Below are 17944 nucleotides of genomic sequence, written 5' to 3' on the forward strand. Positions count from 1 at the left end.
AATATCAGTAATGGTGTCGTTGAAGGATTGAACAACAAGATTAAGACTGCTTTTAAGAGATCTTATGGATTGAAGACTGAAGTAAATAGGAATACAATGATATTCTTGATGGCAGGTAAACTGAGTTTACCCACTCGATGTTAAAGAGAACCCAAATAATTATGTTTATGATATTTGCCTGTCGCCATATAATTAAAAATACTATTTGATGGGACATGATTATTTTGTTAGTCAAATAATATCATTAAATTTAGTAGAATAGTGAAATACTAAATATAACAAATGTTTTACCAAATTTAAGACTATAACTTTCCTATCAAAACAAATACAATAGACTCTTAATTTTAGTAAAATTGGTAGTTTTACCAAAGATAAGAATGGAAATCCAAATCCTCATCATGAAGGTGTGTAACGGATTTTATTACCTTCCCTATAATTGGTATCTAAAATTGATTATCTCTGCTCACAGAGGATGTGTGGGAAGGATAATCTGCTTGTCCAATGAAATTGTGGCTACAATTATCCAAATCCGAGTTGACAAAAAAATAATGAGGGAAAATGAATAAAATCCTCATTATTTTTAAGTAGATAAATTAAATTATCTATCATAAGACAAATTGAAGATTTTGTAACATTATTTTTTCTTATCAAATTGTTTATGTATCCATTTGCAACTTTAAGGTTCGAACTTGATGTCACAGGAAGTATTGTCTCTCCTGACTTTGATATTTGTTCTTTATCTAATTTATTTAATCGGTTTTACATTTTTTTAAATCAGCTTCAATAGACATGTTCAATCACATTATATCTATTCTGACAATCTGATATATCTGTTATGTTATAGAATAATCAAAAATATTATATGCTACCCCGTACTTGCAGTAATGTGATCTACTATGGCAAAAATAGGATTTATTAAGTTAGGCAACCTCGGCATGAGTCAGGTCATTGACCTCGTACAGGATGAGATAGCAGCAAGAGAAGGTATCAGTGTTCGTGTATTCGGAACTGGTCCTAAAATGGGCAAAGATGAAGCTGCAGAAACAGCAGCACTTAAAGAATGGGATGCTGATTTCTATGTAATGATCAGCCCTAACTCAAGTGCACCTGGTCCAACCGCTGCACGTGAGATCTACAAAGATGTTCCATGCATCGTTATCTCTGATGGTCCAACCAAAAAGGACGACAGACAGGCACTCGAGGACGCAGGTTTCGGTTACATCATCATGACCGTGGACCCACTCATCGGCGCAAAGAGAGAGTTCCTTGACTCTGTGGAAATGGCATCCTTCAACTCTGATGCAATGAAAGTTCTCTCCACCTGTGGTGTTGTAAGACTTATACAGGAAGAGCTTGATATCGTCACTGCACAGGTCGATGAAGGTAAGGAGATCGTCCTTCCACACATTCTCGCAAAGCCAGAGAAGTGTATCGAACGTGCAGGTTTCAGCAACCCATACGCAAAAGCAAAAGCACTTGCAGCACTTCACATGGCTGACAAGGTAGCACAGATCAACTTCCCAGCATGCTTCATGATGAAGGAGATCGAGCAGGTAACACTCACAACCGCAACAGCTCACGAAATGATGCGCGCAGCAGCACAGCTCGCGATCGACGCACGTGAGATCGAGAAATCAAACGATACAGTCCTCAGGCAGCCACACGCAAAGAAAGGCAACATTTTGTCAAAGACTGCATTGTACGAAAAACAACAGTAAGTGTCTTTTTGACACTTCTCTTTTTTTAATATTTCCATGGACACACTTACAACCGTTGCGATCGCAATTGCCGCATTTCTGGTCCTTATTGTACTCACTGCAATGGAGTTCAAGAATGCTGCATTTATGCACGCCCAGAGGAAGGTTTCATCTCCACAACGCAATACCGGAGAAAATGGATGCAATTCTGATGAAAATGAGTTCAATATTGATTAAAATGAATGTAATGATAATGGATCAGAAAGTGATGATGTAACTCAGGACGAAGTAAAATAAAAAAGGCATCCCTGGGGGATACCGTCCGAATTTACTTTGGTTCTTCTTTTTCACGTGGCATTGCCAGTATCTCACGAACCTGCATGTTGAAGAAATTCTGTGAATGTGCTGGTCTTACAACAAGTGCTACATCTGCACCCTGACGTGTACCACCAATGGCGATAACCTTTGTATCCTTTGATACGGGTATATGGCCTGAATCTGCAGCCATCATCACAATTTCAAGGGCTACCTTGAAACCTTTGCCAAAGACCGCACGCAGCGTATCGGAGATCACATCTGCACGACTTGCACCGCCCAGTCTATTTGAAATGGCACGCTCTACACCTGAGAACATATGTGACTGTGTTGTAACAATTACTCCCATTTCCTGAAGTTTCTTTAAATTATCCTCATCCATCTCCCACTTTCCATCTTCTCGGAGTCCATATTGATGAGTGACAGCGATCACCTTCATATTTTTACCCTTTACTGCTTCTGCCATCTTCAATGCAGTATGGCCTTCAGTACTTGAAAGTACGATATATTCGATCCCTAGCTCTTCAGCCCTGGCAGCCGCTACTTTCACAACATCATCGGTATTCTGTTTACCAACATCATCAAAATATAGTATAGATCTTTCCATAATATTCCTCCATTATTTGTATGCATCTTTGTTATTTGCATCTATTTCGTTATCATTTGGTTTAATTATGTCGTTTTCTTCTTTTTATAATACGATGTACTTATCTATGAGTATCCTCTAATTATATAATAAGTGAATTAAGGGGTTAATATTCTCATAGGGTGATTCTTTTGTTAGAAACAGATTACGACGCTATCGATGTAGATATCATAACAAGGCCGGTAAAATCAAAGGATCCTATCCTGATAGAAGGTTTTCCGGGTATTGGTCTTGTGGGCAATATTGCCAGCCAGCAAATAATTGAAGAATTAAATATGGAATATATAGGTTCCATTGAGTCTCGCTATTTCCCGCCGATAGCCGTTCTGTATGAAGGGCTGGTGAACATGCCTGTAAGGATCTATGAAAATGTGGAACACAACACCATCATGGTGGTATCGGATATTCCTATCAATCCTTCTGTTTCCTATGATGTGAGCAAGGCACTTGTCGGATGGGCAAAATCCATAGGCGTGAAAGAAATTGTCTCTATTGCGGGCATTGCTACCATGAGTGACGAATATAAAGTGTTCGGAGCTGCAACAACTGAAGAAATGCTTGAGAGGATCAGGGAGCATGTGGAGATCTTCCAGATGGGTACGATCTCAGGTATTTCTGGCAGTGTGATGGCAGAATGTTTCATGCAAAATATTCCGGCGATCAGTCTGCTGGGCGCTACAAAGACGCAGAATCCTGATCCAAGGGCCGCAGCAGTAGTTGTCGATGTTCTAAATTCCCTGTATGATTTTTCGATAGACACAGATGATCTTATCGAACAAGCAGAGAAGATCGAGATCGAAATGCAGAAACTCGCTGAAGATGTAAGATCAAGCGAACAGGCGACAACACCACGAAAGGAATATCCAATGTATGGGTGATCTGGTATGGAATACGTCGCACTTACGGGGATCTCAGATATTGTGATGTCTGACTTGAAGGCTAATCTGTTACGCACTATCGAGATAAGAAGTCCTCAGAACTTTTTCACATCACTGAACCTCAATGTGGGTGATCATATCTTTGTGACCCATACGTCTGTACAGGATATTATGCGTGGAACTCCAGGTGTGGTGGCACAGGTTGTAAAACACCATGTATCAACGCACAGGACCGTCACAGGGAATGACACTTTTTATGAAGAACATGAGTCCATGATGATACGCCTTCAACTGAAATCAATTGGACTGGCTCGCATAAATAACATACTTTCCAATGAGTTGGGAAAAGTCACACTTGTGGATGCTGAACAGGCCTGTTTCTATGAAGCACGCTGATTCAATGACGTGTCTCGGGGATATTCTTTAATCCCTTCTCTATTTTCTTTGCGTTCTCAAGATCGATGCCAATGGGTATCTCATTGTCGTCATATTCGCTATGCTTGCGTGAACCTTTGCAACCATAGGACAACCCTACACCTTTCTCAATAGCAAGGGCGGTACAGTCTCCGCAAATGGATGCTGCACCGAAAGTGTCGATATTGACTCTTTCTCCATCATTATATGCTAGTGCCTGAACGCCCCTCATGGCCATTTCAGGCTTAAGGTAGAGAATGATAACATCGAACTCACCGTTGTTCTCTGACAGCGGCTCTATCCTGATATGATCATATTTCTTCTTTATCCTGGGGAGTGCAGATACTGCCTTTTGTGCAGTTTCTGCATCGATGTAGCGTCCTGATGCCAAATAGTATTTATCCGGCTTATCTTCGGATGTGCTCAGGACATATTTGCCAGGGGGGCAACTTTGGGATGCAGCAAGGAAAATATCTCCCTTGCGTGCTTTTGTTATCATTTCACAATAGAGGAGGTCATATTCCTCTCCGATGTCGCCTTCCTGAAAGGTAACGCAAACAGGTTCTCCGTCATCCATCAGTTTAGCTATCTCTGTGAACATGTGTCATCCCAATATTGATTTACTCGATCTCTGTTCTCACTGTGGTGAACACAGGTCCGCGAATATCGATCTTCTGCTTCTTGCCTGTGATGTATCTCTGGCCCAGGGGGTCGAGCTTGATGTTTATCTCGGAAGGGACCTTGACTATCCTTACCCTTGTCTCACATTCCTTTTCCCCGTTGTCCACAGCTTCCTCGATCTCTTTTGCTGCTTGTGCTGCAAAAGCTTCGATAAATCTCACGCCAGTCCTTGCAGAATGGTTCTCAAAGGCCTTTTTCCACTTTTTGTTGTTAGGAAGGCCAAGAACATCGTTCTCGTAAACAAGTACCTCATTGTAAGCTGCCGGTCCGCAAAGCTTAGTCTCATCTTCAGGTTCTATCACGGAGACCTTCACTTTCTTACCCTTAAGTGTACCTTCCCAGGCAACGAACTCACAGGGACTTGGCTCTGATCCGTGCATGTCACATTGTTTGACTATGCCTTCAAGGATCTCCTGTCCTTCAGGGGTTTCCGGAAGTTTGTCAACGAATATCATTCTTGCCAGTTCGCTGTCCTTTAGATCCCATTCAGCGTATTGTGGTATCTGTGGATATGTCATACCTCTAAGGTCGGTGGAATCGTGGAGTATCATGGCAAGCCTTTCAACACCAAGCCCGAGGTTCATGACCGGGCATGGAATGTTATACTCGGCAAGTGCTGTCGGCGAGTAGATTCCAAAGGTCGCGATCTCTATCCAGCCGTCAGAATATTTGGTATTGGAGCCAACAAGCTTTGGATGGTATGCAAAGACCTCGATCTGTGTATCAGGTACGTAATATTTGCTCCTTTTCTCATCCGGGCGGAACATGAACTTCTCAAAACCGAACTGTGCCAATAATCCTTGAGCAACGGCTTTTCCGTGATCTACAGTGACATCTTCATCCATTATGACACAGGAAGCTGAATAATATGTCATAAGGCGTGATGCATCTTCCTGCTGTTCTCTTCTGAACGAACGGTCGATGGAGAATAAGTGGAATGGTGGTCTGGAACGTTCAAGAATGCCTGAGAGTGAAATGAACCATCCTGATGTCATATGGCTTCTGAGCGTCTTGGTGGTGGCTTGCGGGGTAAGTTCCTTGAATTCCGGGAACACCTGGTCTATCATCTCGACCACAAGCGCATCGGACACGTTTAGCTTAATTGCTATCTCGGGGACAAGGTCATCTCCTTCTACCTCGCCTTTCTTGTAAGAATGCAGCACTTTCCTTATTGTCTCGATACCTTCATCATCGATACCGCCAAGCATTTCTTTTATTTTTGCAATGCGTTGGTCGGAGATACCTACATTTGGTCTTGGTAGTCCGGCAAGGTAGTAACAGCGGTCAAGGACTGCCAGTGCTTCATGTCCGAATTGTTTGTGAACCTCTTTCTCATCAACGATAAGCGGATTCATCATCTCATCGAAGCCCATGCGAAGATAAGCTTCTCTGAGCTTTGCTATCGTATCATAGACAGGATGTGCTTTTCCGAAGTTGAATGATGTGTGAGGGTACTGCTGGTTCAGGCCTGCTTTTTTTATAAGGTCTTTGCCACTTGTCCATGCAGAGTCAAAGTCTTCCTTAGCAGCTTTCTTTATGGATTCAGGATCGAATTTCATGGTAAAATCTCGTTATTTTTAATAGTGTGCTCGTAATCGTTAGCTCAGGTATAAAGATGTATCAACACATTTTATAGTTACGTTCGATGAACAGCCTGTAAGGTCATTGAATGGGTGTTATCGATCAAAAATATTCAGTGTATTGAATATCTGCAAATAAAAAGATAAGAAAAGATCTGATCGTCAGATCAGAATGTTCTTTGTTGTATCGTAAACGATCACTCGTCAACAGGGATGGTCTCGAGCTGACTTGCGACATTCCATATAAGTGTCCTTGTATGTAATGGAATGTTTGGGTCGTTGCTGATATCTTCCAATATGGAAATACTGGATGATGTTCTCAGGAAAAGGGGTTCTGCTTCGTTTTTCAAAGTTGCAAGGATGTCGTTTGCGGAACGTCTGATATTCCTTGGTACGGAATTGTCGTTCGCTATATGTTCTAACACCTGTGTGCATTGTTTAATGACGTCTTCAGGTTCGCTGGCACCTAACATTTGGATCACCTTAATAATGGTTTAATGATAAAATAAGAATTTATGTTGTATTACCCCTAACTATTATATCCTATAAAAAGACTTTCATTCATGCAGTGATCAAAGGTGAACAAATGAGCGATAGTGACGATAAAATAAAACAGATATCAAGATTGCTGGAAATGGGCGGTACTATGCTTGCACAGCATTGTACTACATGTGGTGCTCCTATGTTCAGGTACCAGGGAGAAGTACTTTGCCCAATATGTCAGGACAGCAATGCGAATTCCGGTCAACAGCAAAATGCAGGACAACAGGTTGCATTGGCAAGAAATGAAATTAAAGAAGTTCCTCAGGCAGGTGGCATTGCCAGCTCTCCCGAAGCTCCTGTACGACAACCGCTGGTTCGTTCTGAAGAACTTTCTCACGATGATATGCCAGGGCAAATTTCGGCAGCAGTTCCTATCGAAGGTCTGAATTCAGTTGCAGAAAGCCTGAAATTGAAAATTGGGCACATTGCCGGTCTGCTTCAGGTCGAGACCGATCCTCGCAGGATGGAGGAATATCTCGATATTATAGATAGATGTCTTGACATCCTTGAAAGACTGAAATAAGCTTCTTAAAAACAGAATTCTCATAAAACGATAGTAGAAAACCGGTATTTCCGGTTGCTCTTTCTTTTTCAATTTTTATATTTGCTGCTAAGTATTTCCCGCATCTTTCCTGCGGTCTTCGGTCCAATGTTCTTTACTTCCTTCAACTCCTCAAGCTCTGCTTTCATAACATCTTCCACGGTTCCGAAGTGTTCAAGGAGATTCTTTGCAGCATTCGGTCCGATGTCACTGATGGATGATACTATGTATTCCTGTTGTTGTGATAACAGCATTGAAGATTTTTTTCCGTGTATGCTGGTACTGCGTTTTTCATCGATCTGTTCTCTCTTTGCTAGTATGCCTATCAGGGATGCTGTGTCTTCTGCATCTCTTGTGTGAAGTATGGACACTCCAAAGTCCAGTGCCAATGAAGCAAGTGTTCCGTGGATAGCTTTGGGGTTGATCATCCTTGTGGTGAACAAACCTTCTCCTTCGATGATAAGTATGGGCTTTTCATAAGCTCCTGCAAGGTCGGATATCTGCCTGAATATATTGCGGTCAAGCAGGGAATTGACAAGGTCTTCGGCACTCTTGCGCTCGATTGCCACCCGGTCGCTTACAATATAATCTCCTACCTCAAGTGTTTTTACAACGATGTTAAGCCCAAGTTTCTCAAGACTGCGTGCAACGGTGCTTCTGATCTCTCTCTGGTCGAGGACTACCGTCACTTCCTCGTCAGAGAAGTCTGAAAGCCCGGTCTGTTGTTCCTTCCCATCCCTAAACTCACTTGCAATGTCGGTCTTGTCATTTTCAGCGTTTGCTCTATTCAACTCTGACATATTCTCCTGCCATTGCTGCATATTGCTCTGCATACGCTTTTCTTTATGTGCACAGCTCCAGTAGTATGTTTCGTCCCGGGTTCCTTTTGTAACAAGTACTACTACACGTCCTTCGTGTTTTCTTCCTGTCCTGCCTTTTCTCTGTATGCTTCTTATCTCGGAAGGGACCGGTTCATAGAACAGCACCAGATCGGTAGCTGGGATATCAAGTCCTTCTTCTGCAACGGATGTTGCCACAAGGACATTATATTCTCCAGCCTTGAACTTCTCTATGATCTCGACCTGTTGTTTTTGGGTAAGCCCCTTGTCCTTGAACTTGGAACTTTGTCCCACAAATTTGACAGGCCTTATATCTTCTATTTCGGAGAGGGCGTTCGTCACCATTTCAGAGGTATCGCGATAGTTCGTAAAGACGATCACACGGGAGTCGGGTTTGCCATTTAGTTCCTTTGAGACAATATCCTTTACAACGGCAAGTTTCGGATGTTCTGTGGTGCATTCCTCGAGCCTTTTGTACAACTGTCTCATATAAAGGTCATCAGAAAGCCTTTTTGAAGCCTTACTTCCTGTTCTGGAAGTGGCCTCGTTCTCAAGTCGGGCTGTATATTTTTTAAGTGCTTCGATGCCCTGTGTTTCTACTATCTCCACAGCATGACTTACCTTCATGACCTCTGCAAGGATCGATAGGGCGCTGTAGACTGCAGGTTCGGCCATTTCTCGGATCTGTCCCTGTAACTTTTTCTGAAGCCCGAGCAGGTCCATCTTTGAAGCTTTCTTGCCGTATGGGATGGAATATCCAAGTTCGGTCAGTTTTTGGAATCTGTCCTCGAGGACCTTTTCCAGAAGGGTTTTCAGCTCCTTCATCTCAGAAGGTAGTATCACATGATTCCATTCGACCTCTTTTTTATGGATATAGGGTGTTACATCAGGGTCTGTTTCTGTTTTTATCGCAACTGAACGAATGTAAAGGTTCGTGCATACCTCACTTATCTTCTCATCAGAACTTCCCGGACTTGCAGTTATCGCAAGGCAGTGTGGGTTTTTGGCATCCTCGAAATATCTTTCGGCTATATATGTATAAGCATAATTGCCAACAGCTCGATGTGCTTCATCAAATGTAATGTGGGAGACATCTTCCAGGCTTATGCGTTTGGTAAGGATGTCGTTCTCAATGACCTGCGGGGTAGAAATGATAACTTTTCCCTTCTTCCAGAGCTCTTCTCTTTTTTCAGGCGCTACTGCACCTGTAAAGGTCAGTATTTCATCTTCCGGGATGTTCAGTGTGGATCTCAAAAAAGCGGCATGCTGTTCTACAAGGGGTTTTGTGGGAGATAGAATGAGTGCTTTTCCGCCTGTCTTTTGCAGGCGTGAAGCTATAACAAGAAGGGCGACTATAGTTTTTCCAAGACCTGTTGGCAGTACTACCAGTGTTGGTGCTGATAGTGCCTTTCCGGCAAGGTCAAGCTGATACAATCGCTGTTCGACTGTATCAGGTTTGACCAGTGGGTGCTTAATGTGTTCGCTCATATTTACTATAGGTTCGAAATTTGCTTGAGGCAATACTGTTCTTAACCCTTTTAAATATGAGGCAAGCGGGGTGAAAGTATTAGATGCTCACGCCCGCATTTTCAAGGTTCAGTTTTCCATAGACAAGGTCGTAGATCGAGTCCTCGATACCTTCTACAGATGCTCTGACCTGTTTCATTGTATCGCGGTCCCTTATGGTGACGGAATTGTCTTCAAGGGTATCGTAATCGATGGTGATGGAATATGGAGTTCCAATCTCATCGTTCCTGCGGTAGCGGCGACCGATTGCTCTTGAATCATCGTAGGCAACAAGTAAGCCTCTTTCACGAAGTTTCTGTGCTATCGCCTTTGCAGGCTCGATAAGCTCATTCCTTGTAAGGAGGGGGAGGATGGCAACCTGTACAGGTGCAACTTCGTTCCTGAACCTGAGGACCATCCTTTCCTCTTCCTCCTCGTCGCCTTCAGCTTCGACCTTTTCTTCATCGAACGCATGTTCCATTGTACAGTACAGTATCCTGTCGATACCATATGAAGGCTCGATGACATGGGGTACTATCTTTTCACCGCTAACCTTTACGGTCTCTTGTGCATAGCTGATTATCTCGGAAGGTACTGTGAACTCTTCTCCATTGACAATTACTTTGATCTCGTCCTTGCTAAGTTCATCTTCACTCAATTCCTTGAGTGCATCAGCAACAGCCTTTGCCTTTCCTTTGAACAATGGCCCGAGCTTACCCATGTCAGGTTTCACAACGAATTGTTCGACCATCTTCGGTTCATCATATTCAATGTGTATCTCAAGTTCGGTACCACTTGTCTTTGCATGTGCTTTCAGGTCGAAGTCTGTCCTGTCCGCAATGCCGACCACCTCTATCCAGCCGAATCTATCGGTCAGTATCTCGGCATCCCAGCAATCGATGGCGTAGTGTGCCATCTCATCCTTCTGGTGTTGTCTGAACCTGAGCTTGTCAGCAGCTATGCCCACGCGCTGGAGGAAATGGTTCGTGAGTGCGATGTGGTATGCGAGGAACTCATGTGCAATCATGTTATTCTCAACAGCTTCCTTTACCGTCATCTGCTCGATGGCACCCTTCTCCTGTGCTTCATCGGAGTATAGGTTCAGGGTGACCTCTGCAAATCTTTCGAAGTTGGGGTGCCCTTTCTCTTTTGGATGGGTGAATATCTCAGCTTCTGCCTGTGTGAATTCCCTCAGCCTGATGACTCCCTGCCTGGGGGATATCTCATTACGGTAGGATTTTCCTATCTGGGTCGCACCAAAGGGTAACTTGTCACGGTAATATCTGGAAAGCCTCTGGAAGTTAATGAACATTCCCTGTGCGGTTTCCGGACGCATGTAGCCTTGTCTTCCAGTCCCGGGGCCGATATTCGTTTTGAACATGAGGTTGAACTCATATGCTTTTCCAAGCTTGCCGCCACATTCAGGACAGCCGATATCATTCTCCTCTATGAGCCTGTCAAGTTCTTCATTGCTCAATGCATCTGCGACCTCTACTATCTTGTCGACAAGGTGATCTGCCCTGAAAGCTTCCTCGCATTCCTGACATTCGCAGAGTGGGTCTGAAAAGCCCCCTACGTGGCCGGATGCAACAAAGACGTCCTCGATTCCTACGGTTGGGGTTTCGATCTCCATGAACCCTTCATGTATCACATAAAGTTCACGCCAGATCTGCTCAATTCTTCTCTTTAAAGTGCATCCAAGGGGTCCATAATCATAGAATCCGGCAGCTCCGCCGTAGAGTTCAAAGGAATTCCATAAAAAGCCTCTTCTTTTTGCCAGTTCAATTACTTGTTCATACCTGTCCATGATAGATCCTCTTAAAGTTCGTGATTATTTTGATGTGTGGAAGCTAAATATGATACATTCGATATTTACATTACATTTAATCTTATCGTGATATCTTTTGTGTAATACCTGTATTCACCACAAAATCAATCATTATGATGATAATAATAATGGAAATCTTTATGTGCAGGTTGTTACATTGTATAATATAAGCAAGGCCGATAAAAATCATATCGTACCACCACCACAAACTGATTTTTTTTGGTCATTCCATCACGGTCTAGCTATAATTCTTTTCCTTTCAAATGTTGAATGCTCTGTATGCTCTGATTTTACTGCCTTCTATCTACTAACATTGGGTCCTTGTTCTTTTGTCATTGTATGTCAGGATCCCTAGTTTGAAAGTTATGGGGAATGTCTAAAATCTCGATGCAAGAATGTTACGACGAGCTATATGGGGATTGAATATGCTATATGGTCTGGTATTTCGGTTAATATTTTGCCATCATCATCATAATACTAATGTCTATAATAATCTTTATATACAGGTTGTTACATTGTATAGGGTAAGCAAGGCCGATAAAAATCATATCGTACCACCACCACCACAAACTGATTTTTTTGATCATTCCATCACGGTCTTGCTTCACTTCTTTTCATTCTAAATACTTTGTATCTACTCTGATCTTAATTACCTCTATATTCTAGCATTGTTTTCCTGTTCTTCTATGATCACATCTCAGGAGCTTTGGTTAGGACTGTGCATGAGGGTTCCTTAAAAAGAGCCGTAACTTCGATGTAATAAGTTATGCAAAAATAAAAATAGTGCCGGTCTACCCGGCCTTTATCTTTCAATTAACTCTTATCAATCTTCCAAAGCTTCATCCGCGCTCATTCCGCCGTGGATGACCTTTGAGAGGAGATTGACGAGTCTTGTTGGGTCATCTGCCTGGAACACATTCCTGCCCATTGCTACACCCTTGCAGCCTACACTTAGTGCATCGGTAACCATCTGAAGGATCTCTTTTTCCGTATCCATCTGAGGTCCGCCTGCAATAACAACAGGTACGGGACATCCGTCGATGACTTCCTTGAATGAATCAGGGTCACCTGTATAGCTGGTCTTGACGATATCCGCGCCAAGTTCTGCACCGATCCTTGCTGCGTGCTTCACATACTCCACATCATGCTCAGAAGGCACTTTTGCACCTCGGGGGTACATCATGGCAAGAAGGGGCATTCCCCATTCGTCACATTTCTTAGCGACAAAACCCAGGTCCTTCAACATTTCAGCTTCATCTTCAGCACCAACGTTGATGTGCACGGAAACAGCATCTGCACCAACTTTGATGGCTTCTTCCATGGTGGTTACCAGTACTTTGTGGTTGGGGTCAGGTCCAAGTGATGTTGAACCGGAGAGGTGAATAATAAGTCCGACATCTCTGCCATAGCCTCTGTGACCGTGCTTTGCAAGTCCCATGTGACCAAGTACTGCATTTGCACCGCCTTCTGCCACCTTGTTGACAGTTGCAGGCATGTCTATAAGGCCCTTGATAGGTCCTGCACCTACGCCGTGATCCATTGGGATTATAATTGCATTACCAGTATTTCTGTCGAATATACGCTCCATCCTGACAGATTTGCCTATTTCGCTCATAATATGAAAAATAGTGTATATATTACATATCTTTTCTGGTAAATGTAATGTAAAATCTCTGAAGTTTAGATGTTCTCATTCTGGTAACGTCCGCTATAGCCTTCTTCCACTTCTGTGTGAAGATGATAGAAAAGAAGCTGCATTATCCTTGCATCTTTTTTAAGGTCGAACCCGTCCTTGTTGTGAACAACTAACATACACTCGCTCCTTCCTGAATATCCAGCATCCCAAACAGCAGTCTCAAGAGTTGCTCCACACCTTATCAGTGTAGATCTTGGTTTTGCTATTGCTGCAAGGGTCTTTGGTATGTTCACGATCTCGTTCAAAAGCACTTTGTATATCCCTGGCTCAATGTGTATCCATCCGTCCTCATTGAACTCGATTTTATTACCCTCGGACAGTCTCCTGCCTGAATTATCAAAATCAACCGCACCCGGGCCTTCAATGGTCCTTATTTCCTTAAGTGTCATCTCAACACCGTTTGGCTGAAGCTGGGTATCCATGTCGATCATGTTCTCGACAAGTGGCGGATTCGCAAGCACAAGTTCTCTCAATTCATTTTGGGATAAAAGGGTCATGGGGTGGGGATGGCGGGTATCGGTTATTAGAATTTCGGGAGACTATAGTTAGGATAAGATTCAATAAATTAATTATATTATCTTTTTTTGAAATATTGCTAAACAAAAGACCGAAGATATGTTTATATATAACCTTTGCAATCACTCAGCTTGATATATGTAAAGTAAAGTTGTTTTAGATTCATAGTCCTTTCTTCGTCTATGAATTTATGCGATCGATGATACGGTTGGTAATATCATGCAAGATTATTTCGGAAAAATGGATTTCTCTCTATCAGAAGTTCCACATGGTGGGCATATTACGCTTGTGTACAAAAATGATGATGATGTAATTGATTTTGTTTCATCTTTTTTAAATTCAGGTTCTAAATGCAATGACCTTTGTATCTGGATAACTCCTGAGATAAAAGAATGTGAATATTCAAACGCTTTTATTGAGGAAAGGATGGCACTTATTGGCTAGGGCTCATGTTCCTCTAATTTCGATCATGTACTTGTAGATCCTGCATTACTTTCAAATGCTGAGACCTTTTGTGATGCTATAATAGAACTTCTGGAAAATAAACAGAAATATGCTATTGCAAATGGATTCAATGGATTGCGGGTTAATATTGATCTTACTGCAGACAAAGGCCAAATGCTTCCTTTTCTCAGACATTGCAGGGAGTTGATAATCTCTTCAACTTCAGCTATCGAGCTTACAACCCTGTTTACTTGCCCTCTTGAATCCTTTTCCTCTTCTGAGGTCTTCGATCTGATGGATGATCGGGACAACACCATCCTGAAAAGGAATGGTATGTGGACATATCTGGTGGACCTTCTTAGCAAAAAGTACAGGAAACACCTGCGCTCTTCCCCGGAACTGATGAAGAAGGAAAAAAAGCTGAAGGCTATCTATAGGGACAGTCCGGTAGTTGCATTCCTTCGAAATTCGGAAAATGGCTTTCCCATTGACTTTGTATCAGATAATATCTCTCAGTTTGGATACTCTACAGAAGATCTAACATCTCATAAGTTCCTCTATAGGGATATTATTCATCCATGGGACATTGATGATTATTTGATCTCCCTTTCAGAATGCATCAAAAACAAGAGTAATGAATTTAAAAAAGAATATAGGATACTGGATAGTGAACGTAACATTCACTGGGTCAATGAAACGTCATTGATAGAGACCGATAATTCAGGGAATCCAACTCGTTTCCAAGGTATCATTGTCGATATCACTGATAGGAAAAAAGCAGAGGCTATGGCAATTCAAGCTAAACTAGTTGCTGAGGTTGCAAACAAGACAAAGAGTGAATTTCTGGCTAATATGAGCCATGAACTTCGAACTCCTCTGAATGCGGTCATTGGTTTTTCTGAAATGTTAATGCTGGGAACTTTCGGAACACTCAATGAGAAACAAACAAAATATGTGGACAATATTACTTCAAGCGGAAAACACTTGCTGGATGTGATCAATGATATTCTGGACCTTTCAAAAATAGAGGCTGATAAAATGGAGCTTCAGACTGAAAATATTTTATTTGTAGATGTGTTGAAAAATGTGGAATCAATTGTCTCTCCTCTTGTACAAAATAAAAATTTATGCTTGAATATGAGAATAGAAGCTGATGATATTCACATTCATGCTGACAAGCTGAAATTAAAACAGGTCCTTTTCAATCTGGTGTCCAATGCTATAAAGTTCACACCTGAAGGTGGTTAGATAATGGTCCGGGCAGAACAGCATGCTGGCAATTTAGTCGTCAAAGTTGAAGATAACGGTATCGGAATTCCGGAATCTGCCTTTTGTGATATTTTTAAACCTTTTACACAGGCAGATTCAGCTTTAAACCGTCGGTTCGAAGGTACAGGTCTTGGTCTTGCACTCGTCAAGAAATTAATAAGAATGCATGGTGGTAATGTGTGGGTCGAAAGTGAACTTGGCATTGGCAGTAGATTTAGTTTTAATGTTCCTCTTCCTTCTGAAGGGATCCCTTTTTAATGTTTCATTTGATGATATTGCGAACAACGCTGACAAACATCACTGTTCCGGTAATGATCAATGAGAAGTATGTCAACATGAGCACATTTGTACTGATATTTGGTACTAGGCATGCTATTATGACAGCCAATATCAAGACCGGTATGAACATGACAAAGTTTCGTGGAGAATAGTCTTTATCTTCCAATTGAATGATCTGTACAATTCCTTTTTCAGACCTTGAAAGCAAGGCTATGGCAATCATATAGAAACATATTATCGAAATATATGGAGCTATTGTGGTAGGTATCCTTTCAGGAAGCAGAAACATGAATGTTATCATGTAAAGTGCCAATAGATACAAACATAGCACTCTGAATCCCCTCTTTCCAGGCACGAGTTGTGCTATGTCAGTTCCCTTTGACAATCTGTAAAGGACTGCGATGATCAGCAAAGACCCTGCAACGGACATGATCGCCAATACCGGGTCGAAACCGTTCCCATTCGCTATGAAAGAACTTAGAAGTATCAATAGTAGAGTTATTACTATAGTTTTCCTGCCACTCCTTTTCAGAATCTCACTATGTTGTACCAGTGTTTTCCCTGTAAGTATCTCAAAGACAAGTATCGGAACTATAAAGGACATTATAGGATGCCAGAAAAGGACCAGTACTGGAAATTCGGCTACATCCAATCCAAGGAACGTGCCAAGTGAAGGTCCTTCTGTATCCATATATCCTGCCCAGAGGACCTTCGTTATCCATGCTTCGTACAATGCGAACATTACTCCGAAAAGGTACAACTGCGAAAGAGATGTCCGTTTCGTTCTCATTGCTATTGCAAGGAAGAACAGCAGGTGTGCCAGATAGAGCGGAAAGGTTACGAGTATTCCCCATCCGTTGATGAACCATGTCTGAGATGCGCCTGAGAATACTTCGGCAAAGAACATGGAGAGGGTTCCGATCAGGGGGATGGGGGATATTTTGTGCATTTTATCTGGGTTTAGTTTGGGTTTGGGGATTTAGGTGTATGTTTGATCTTGCAATAATTTTAGCTTTAATGACCTTCGGAACTGTATCTATGAACACCATCAATGAGGCTATGCAGATTCTGGTGACACGATCAAAAGAGCACATCAATTAGACTCCATGAAACCGCCAGACTATCAGATCACTCAAATCCCAGGAAATATATGATCGTATCTGCATATTCTTCAGGAAGGTATTGCTCTCCTAAATGTCCCACATCTTCAAATTGGACAAGGTGTGCATCAGGAACCTGTTCTGTAATCTCCATAGAAAGCTCTGAAGGTGTGAGCACATCCTTGTTGCCTGCAAGAAGCAGCACTTTATTTTGAATTTCAGGCAGGCGTTCATATGTGCCGCTCCATTCCAGATTCCCTTCTGCATACTTTCTAAGCACTGGGTCCGTATCAGGGTCAGAAGCCCTATATTGAAGTCTGTTCTTCAGGATCTCTGTCTGCGGAACATCGAGACTATATGTTGTCGATGAAAGGATCAGCCAATCCACTTTCTCAGGGTGTTCAAGGGCCAGTTCCTGAGCGATCACTGATCCCATGGAGGAGCCAAAGATATGTGCAGAATCCAGTCCAAGTGCATCCATCAGGCCTGCAGTGTCGTTGGCGAACAAGGCTATCGAGAACGATCCATTATTTTCGGAGGAATATCCCATTCCTCGATTATCAAAGAGGATGACCCTGTAACTACCGGCTAAATGCTCGATAAAGGTCACATTGCACATGTCCATTGTTGAAGCAAAAGGCATGATGATCAAAAGTGGTTCTCCTGATCCGAATTCCCGGTATCCTATCTCAATGTCATTAACATGAACATATTTTACAGGGGATGAATTGATCGAAATTGTTGAAGAATCGTATGGTGAGCTTTGATCCTCTGTTCCAATACAACCTGAAAATGCAAGAGTTATAAGAATCAATGTTAGAATTACATTTATTATTTTCATGAAATTTGAATAGAATTTAATATATAAAAAGGACACTTCCATTTATGGCATTCCTTTGTAACTCCGTTTTCACCCAAAGATGTATTTGATAAAATTTCTATGATTTTGCTGGAGCATGATCTTAGAAAACATATTATGTATTTCTGTTATAATTATTCTAGGTTATATTCTTTATACTTGGTCTAATAATTAGTTTTAATATAGTATGAGATTATCAAATTAGCTTTTCGCTTTAAAAGCGTAACTCTTTTTTCAAGACGACTGGTCTCACTTTGAGCATAGCTTATGCATTACATTTATATGGTAGAAAATGTGCCAGTCCATGAAATAT

General features: G+C 42.0%; 19 protein-coding genes. 9 read left to right on the top strand and 10 right to left on the bottom strand.

Going from position 1 to position 17944, the window contains the following annotated elements; translation table 11 throughout:
• The 3 genes from KDK67_RS11220 to KDK67_RS11230 all read left to right on the top strand — a co-directional run.
• Window positions 1–144 (top strand): transposase (locus KDK67_RS11220; protein ID WP_250868901.1); only part of this gene is annotated, 144 nt, incomplete at its 5' end.
• A gap of 752 nt (window positions 145–896) precedes the next feature.
• Entirely contained in the window at window positions 897–1718 is an 822-nt protein-coding gene (locus tag KDK67_RS11225) for a F420-dependent methylenetetrahydromethanopterin dehydrogenase (protein WP_011499022.1), read from the top strand.
• A 36-nt stretch (window positions 1719–1754) separates the two neighbouring features.
• The gene (locus tag KDK67_RS11230) at window positions 1755–1934 is read left to right on the top strand and encodes a hypothetical protein (protein ID WP_250868885.1); all 180 of its coding nucleotides are present in this window, start codon (window positions 1755–1757) and stop codon (window positions 1932–1934) included.
• 91 nt (window positions 1935–2025) lie between these two features.
• Here the strand turns inward: KDK67_RS11230 and KDK67_RS11235 are convergent, their stop codons facing one another.
• The gene (locus tag KDK67_RS11235; protein WP_250868886.1) at window positions 2026–2619 is read right to left on the bottom strand and encodes a pyruvate kinase alpha/beta domain-containing protein; all 594 of its coding nucleotides are present in this window, start codon (window positions 2617–2619) and stop codon (window positions 2026–2028) included.
• 170 nt (window positions 2620–2789) lie between these two features.
• Between KDK67_RS11235 and KDK67_RS11240 the strand changes: the two genes are divergently transcribed.
• Together KDK67_RS11240 and KDK67_RS11245 are read left to right on the top strand one after the other, a co-directional pair.
• A complete protein-coding gene (locus KDK67_RS11240; RefSeq protein WP_250868887.1) occupies window positions 2790–3536 on the top strand; it encodes a proteasome assembly chaperone family protein in 747 nt (248 codons plus the stop codon).
• A gap of 6 nt (window positions 3537–3542) precedes the next feature.
• Window positions 3543–3932 (top strand): DUF473 domain-containing protein, encoded by a 390-nt coding sequence (locus tag KDK67_RS11245; RefSeq protein WP_250868888.1) that lies wholly within the window; start codon window positions 3543–3545, stop codon window positions 3930–3932.
• 1 nt (window position 3933) lies between these two features.
• On the opposite strand, the gene KDK67_RS11250 is transcribed toward KDK67_RS11245, so the two are convergent.
• From KDK67_RS11250 to KDK67_RS11260, 3 genes are all read right to left on the bottom strand, one after another.
• Window positions 3934–4551, bottom strand: a complete 618-nt coding sequence (locus KDK67_RS11250; RefSeq protein ID WP_250868889.1) for a DUF169 domain-containing protein — start codon at window positions 4549–4551, stop codon at window positions 3934–3936.
• A gap of 19 nt (window positions 4552–4570) precedes the next feature.
• A complete protein-coding gene (gene sepS, locus KDK67_RS11255; RefSeq protein WP_250868890.1) occupies window positions 4571–6190 on the bottom strand; it encodes an O-phosphoserine--tRNA ligase in 1620 nt (539 codons plus the stop codon).
• A gap of 218 nt (window positions 6191–6408) precedes the next feature.
• Window positions 6409–6684, bottom strand: coding sequence for a stationary phase-response protein (locus KDK67_RS11260; protein WP_011499015.1), 276 nt, complete (start codon window positions 6682–6684; stop codon window positions 6409–6411).
• Window positions 6685–6797: 113 nt separating this feature from the next.
• Between KDK67_RS11260 and KDK67_RS11265 the strand changes: the two genes are divergently transcribed.
• Window positions 6798–7277: an Sjogren's syndrome/scleroderma autoantigen 1 family protein gene (locus tag KDK67_RS11265; RefSeq protein WP_250868891.1), complete on the top strand. Its 480-nt coding sequence runs from the start codon at window positions 6798–6800 to the stop codon at window positions 7275–7277.
• A 68-nt stretch (window positions 7278–7345) separates the two neighbouring features.
• On the opposite strand, the gene KDK67_RS11270 is transcribed toward KDK67_RS11265, so the two are convergent.
• The 4 genes from KDK67_RS11270 to KDK67_RS11285 all read right to left on the bottom strand — a co-directional run bounded on the left by KDK67_RS11270 (window position 7346) and on the right by KDK67_RS11285 (window position 13661).
• Entirely contained in the window at window positions 7346–9622 is a 2277-nt protein-coding gene (locus KDK67_RS11270) for a DEAD/DEAH box helicase (protein ID WP_250868892.1), read from the bottom strand.
• 79 nt (window positions 9623–9701) lie between these two features.
• The gene (glyS, locus tag KDK67_RS11275; protein WP_250868893.1) at window positions 9702–11447 is read right to left on the bottom strand and encodes a glycine--tRNA ligase; all 1746 of its coding nucleotides are present in this window, start codon (window positions 11445–11447) and stop codon (window positions 9702–9704) included.
• 844 nt (window positions 11448–12291) lie between these two features.
• Window positions 12292–13083: a 2-amino-3,7-dideoxy-D-threo-hept-6-ulosonate synthase gene (locus KDK67_RS11280; RefSeq protein WP_250868894.1), complete on the bottom strand. Its 792-nt coding sequence runs from the start codon at window positions 13081–13083 to the stop codon at window positions 12292–12294.
• A 65-nt stretch (window positions 13084–13148) separates the two neighbouring features.
• Window positions 13149–13661 (bottom strand): deoxyuridine 5'-triphosphate nucleotidohydrolase, encoded by a 513-nt coding sequence (locus KDK67_RS11285; RefSeq protein ID WP_250868895.1) that lies wholly within the window; start codon window positions 13659–13661, stop codon window positions 13149–13151.
• A gap of 238 nt (window positions 13662–13899) precedes the next feature.
• Between KDK67_RS11285 and KDK67_RS11290 the strand changes: the two genes are divergently transcribed.
• The 3 genes from KDK67_RS11290 to KDK67_RS11300 all read left to right on the top strand — a co-directional run bounded on the left by KDK67_RS11290 (window position 13900) and on the right by KDK67_RS11300 (window position 15651).
• Window positions 13900–14124, top strand: coding sequence for an MEDS domain-containing protein (locus tag KDK67_RS11290; protein ID WP_250868896.1), 225 nt, complete (start codon window positions 13900–13902; stop codon window positions 14122–14124).
• Between the two features lie 135 nt (window positions 14125–14259).
• On the top strand, window positions 14260–15372 hold the full coding sequence (locus KDK67_RS11295) for a sensor histidine kinase (RefSeq protein ID WP_250868897.1): 1113 nt from the start codon (window positions 14260–14262) through the stop codon (window positions 15370–15372).
• Between the two features lie 3 nt (window positions 15373–15375).
• Complete coding sequence (locus tag KDK67_RS11300) at window positions 15376–15651, top strand: ATP-binding protein (protein WP_250868898.1); 276 nt, start codon at window positions 15376–15378, stop codon at window positions 15649–15651.
• Between the two features lie 4 nt (window positions 15652–15655).
• Here the strand turns inward: KDK67_RS11300 and KDK67_RS11305 are convergent, their stop codons facing one another.
• Both KDK67_RS11305 and KDK67_RS11310 read right to left on the bottom strand, forming a co-directional pair.
• Complete coding sequence (locus tag KDK67_RS11305; RefSeq protein WP_250868899.1) at window positions 15656–16621, bottom strand: hypothetical protein; 966 nt, start codon at window positions 16619–16621, stop codon at window positions 15656–15658.
• Between the two features lie 179 nt (window positions 16622–16800).
• Entirely contained in the window at window positions 16801–17613 is an 813-nt protein-coding gene (locus tag KDK67_RS11310; RefSeq protein ID WP_250868900.1) for an alpha/beta fold hydrolase, read from the bottom strand.
• Window positions 17614–17944 lie beyond the last annotated feature (331 nt).

This window comes from Methanococcoides seepicolus (assembly GCF_023684405.1).
GTDB classification, from domain to species: domain Archaea; phylum Halobacteriota; class Methanosarcinia; order Methanosarcinales; family Methanosarcinaceae; genus Methanococcoides; species Methanococcoides seepicolus.

Coding starts and splice junctions, on each gene's coding strand:
- KDK67_RS11285 (WP_250868895.1), bottom strand. CDS start 13,661: ATGACCCTTTTATCCCAAAATGAATTGAGAGAACTTGTGCTTGCGAAT.
- KDK67_RS11290 (WP_250868896.1), top strand. CDS start 13,900: ATGCAAGATTATTTCGGAAAAATGGATTTCTCTCTATCAGAAGTTCCA.
- sepS (WP_250868890.1), bottom strand. CDS start 6,190: ATGAAATTCGATCCTGAATCCATAAAGAAAGCTGCTAAGGAAGACTTT.
- KDK67_RS11250 (WP_250868889.1), bottom strand. CDS start 4,551: ATGTTCACAGAGATAGCTAAACTGATGGATGACGGAGAACCTGTTTGC.
- KDK67_RS11235 (WP_250868886.1), bottom strand. CDS start 2,619: ATGGAAAGATCTATACTATATTTTGATGATGTTGGTAAACAGAATACC.
- KDK67_RS11225 (WP_011499022.1), top strand. CDS start 897: ATGGCAAAAATAGGATTTATTAAGTTAGGCAACCTCGGCATGAGTCAG.
- KDK67_RS11245 (WP_250868888.1), top strand. CDS start 3,543: ATGGAATACGTCGCACTTACGGGGATCTCAGATATTGTGATGTCTGAC.
- KDK67_RS11280 (WP_250868894.1), bottom strand. CDS start 13,083: ATGAGCGAAATAGGCAAATCTGTCAGGATGGAGCGTATATTCGACAGA.
- KDK67_RS11300 (WP_250868898.1), top strand. CDS start 15,376: ATGGTCCGGGCAGAACAGCATGCTGGCAATTTAGTCGTCAAAGTTGAA.
- KDK67_RS11305 (WP_250868899.1), bottom strand. CDS start 16,621: ATGCACAAAATATCCCCCATCCCCCTGATCGGAACCCTCTCCATGTTC.
- KDK67_RS11260 (WP_011499015.1), bottom strand. CDS start 6,684: ATGTTAGGTGCCAGCGAACCTGAAGACGTCATTAAACAATGCACACAG.
- glyS (WP_250868893.1), bottom strand. CDS start 11,447: ATGGACAGGTATGAACAAGTAATTGAACTGGCAAAAAGAAGAGGCTTT.
- KDK67_RS11270 (WP_250868892.1), bottom strand. CDS start 9,622: ATGAGCGAACACATTAAGCACCCACTGGTCAAACCTGATACAGTCGAA.
- KDK67_RS11230 (WP_250868885.1), top strand. CDS start 1,755: ATGGACACACTTACAACCGTTGCGATCGCAATTGCCGCATTTCTGGTC.
- KDK67_RS11265 (WP_250868891.1), top strand. CDS start 6,798: ATGAGCGATAGTGACGATAAAATAAAACAGATATCAAGATTGCTGGAA.
- KDK67_RS11310 (WP_250868900.1), bottom strand. CDS start 17,613: ATGAAAATAATAAATGTAATTCTAACATTGATTCTTATAACTCTTGCA.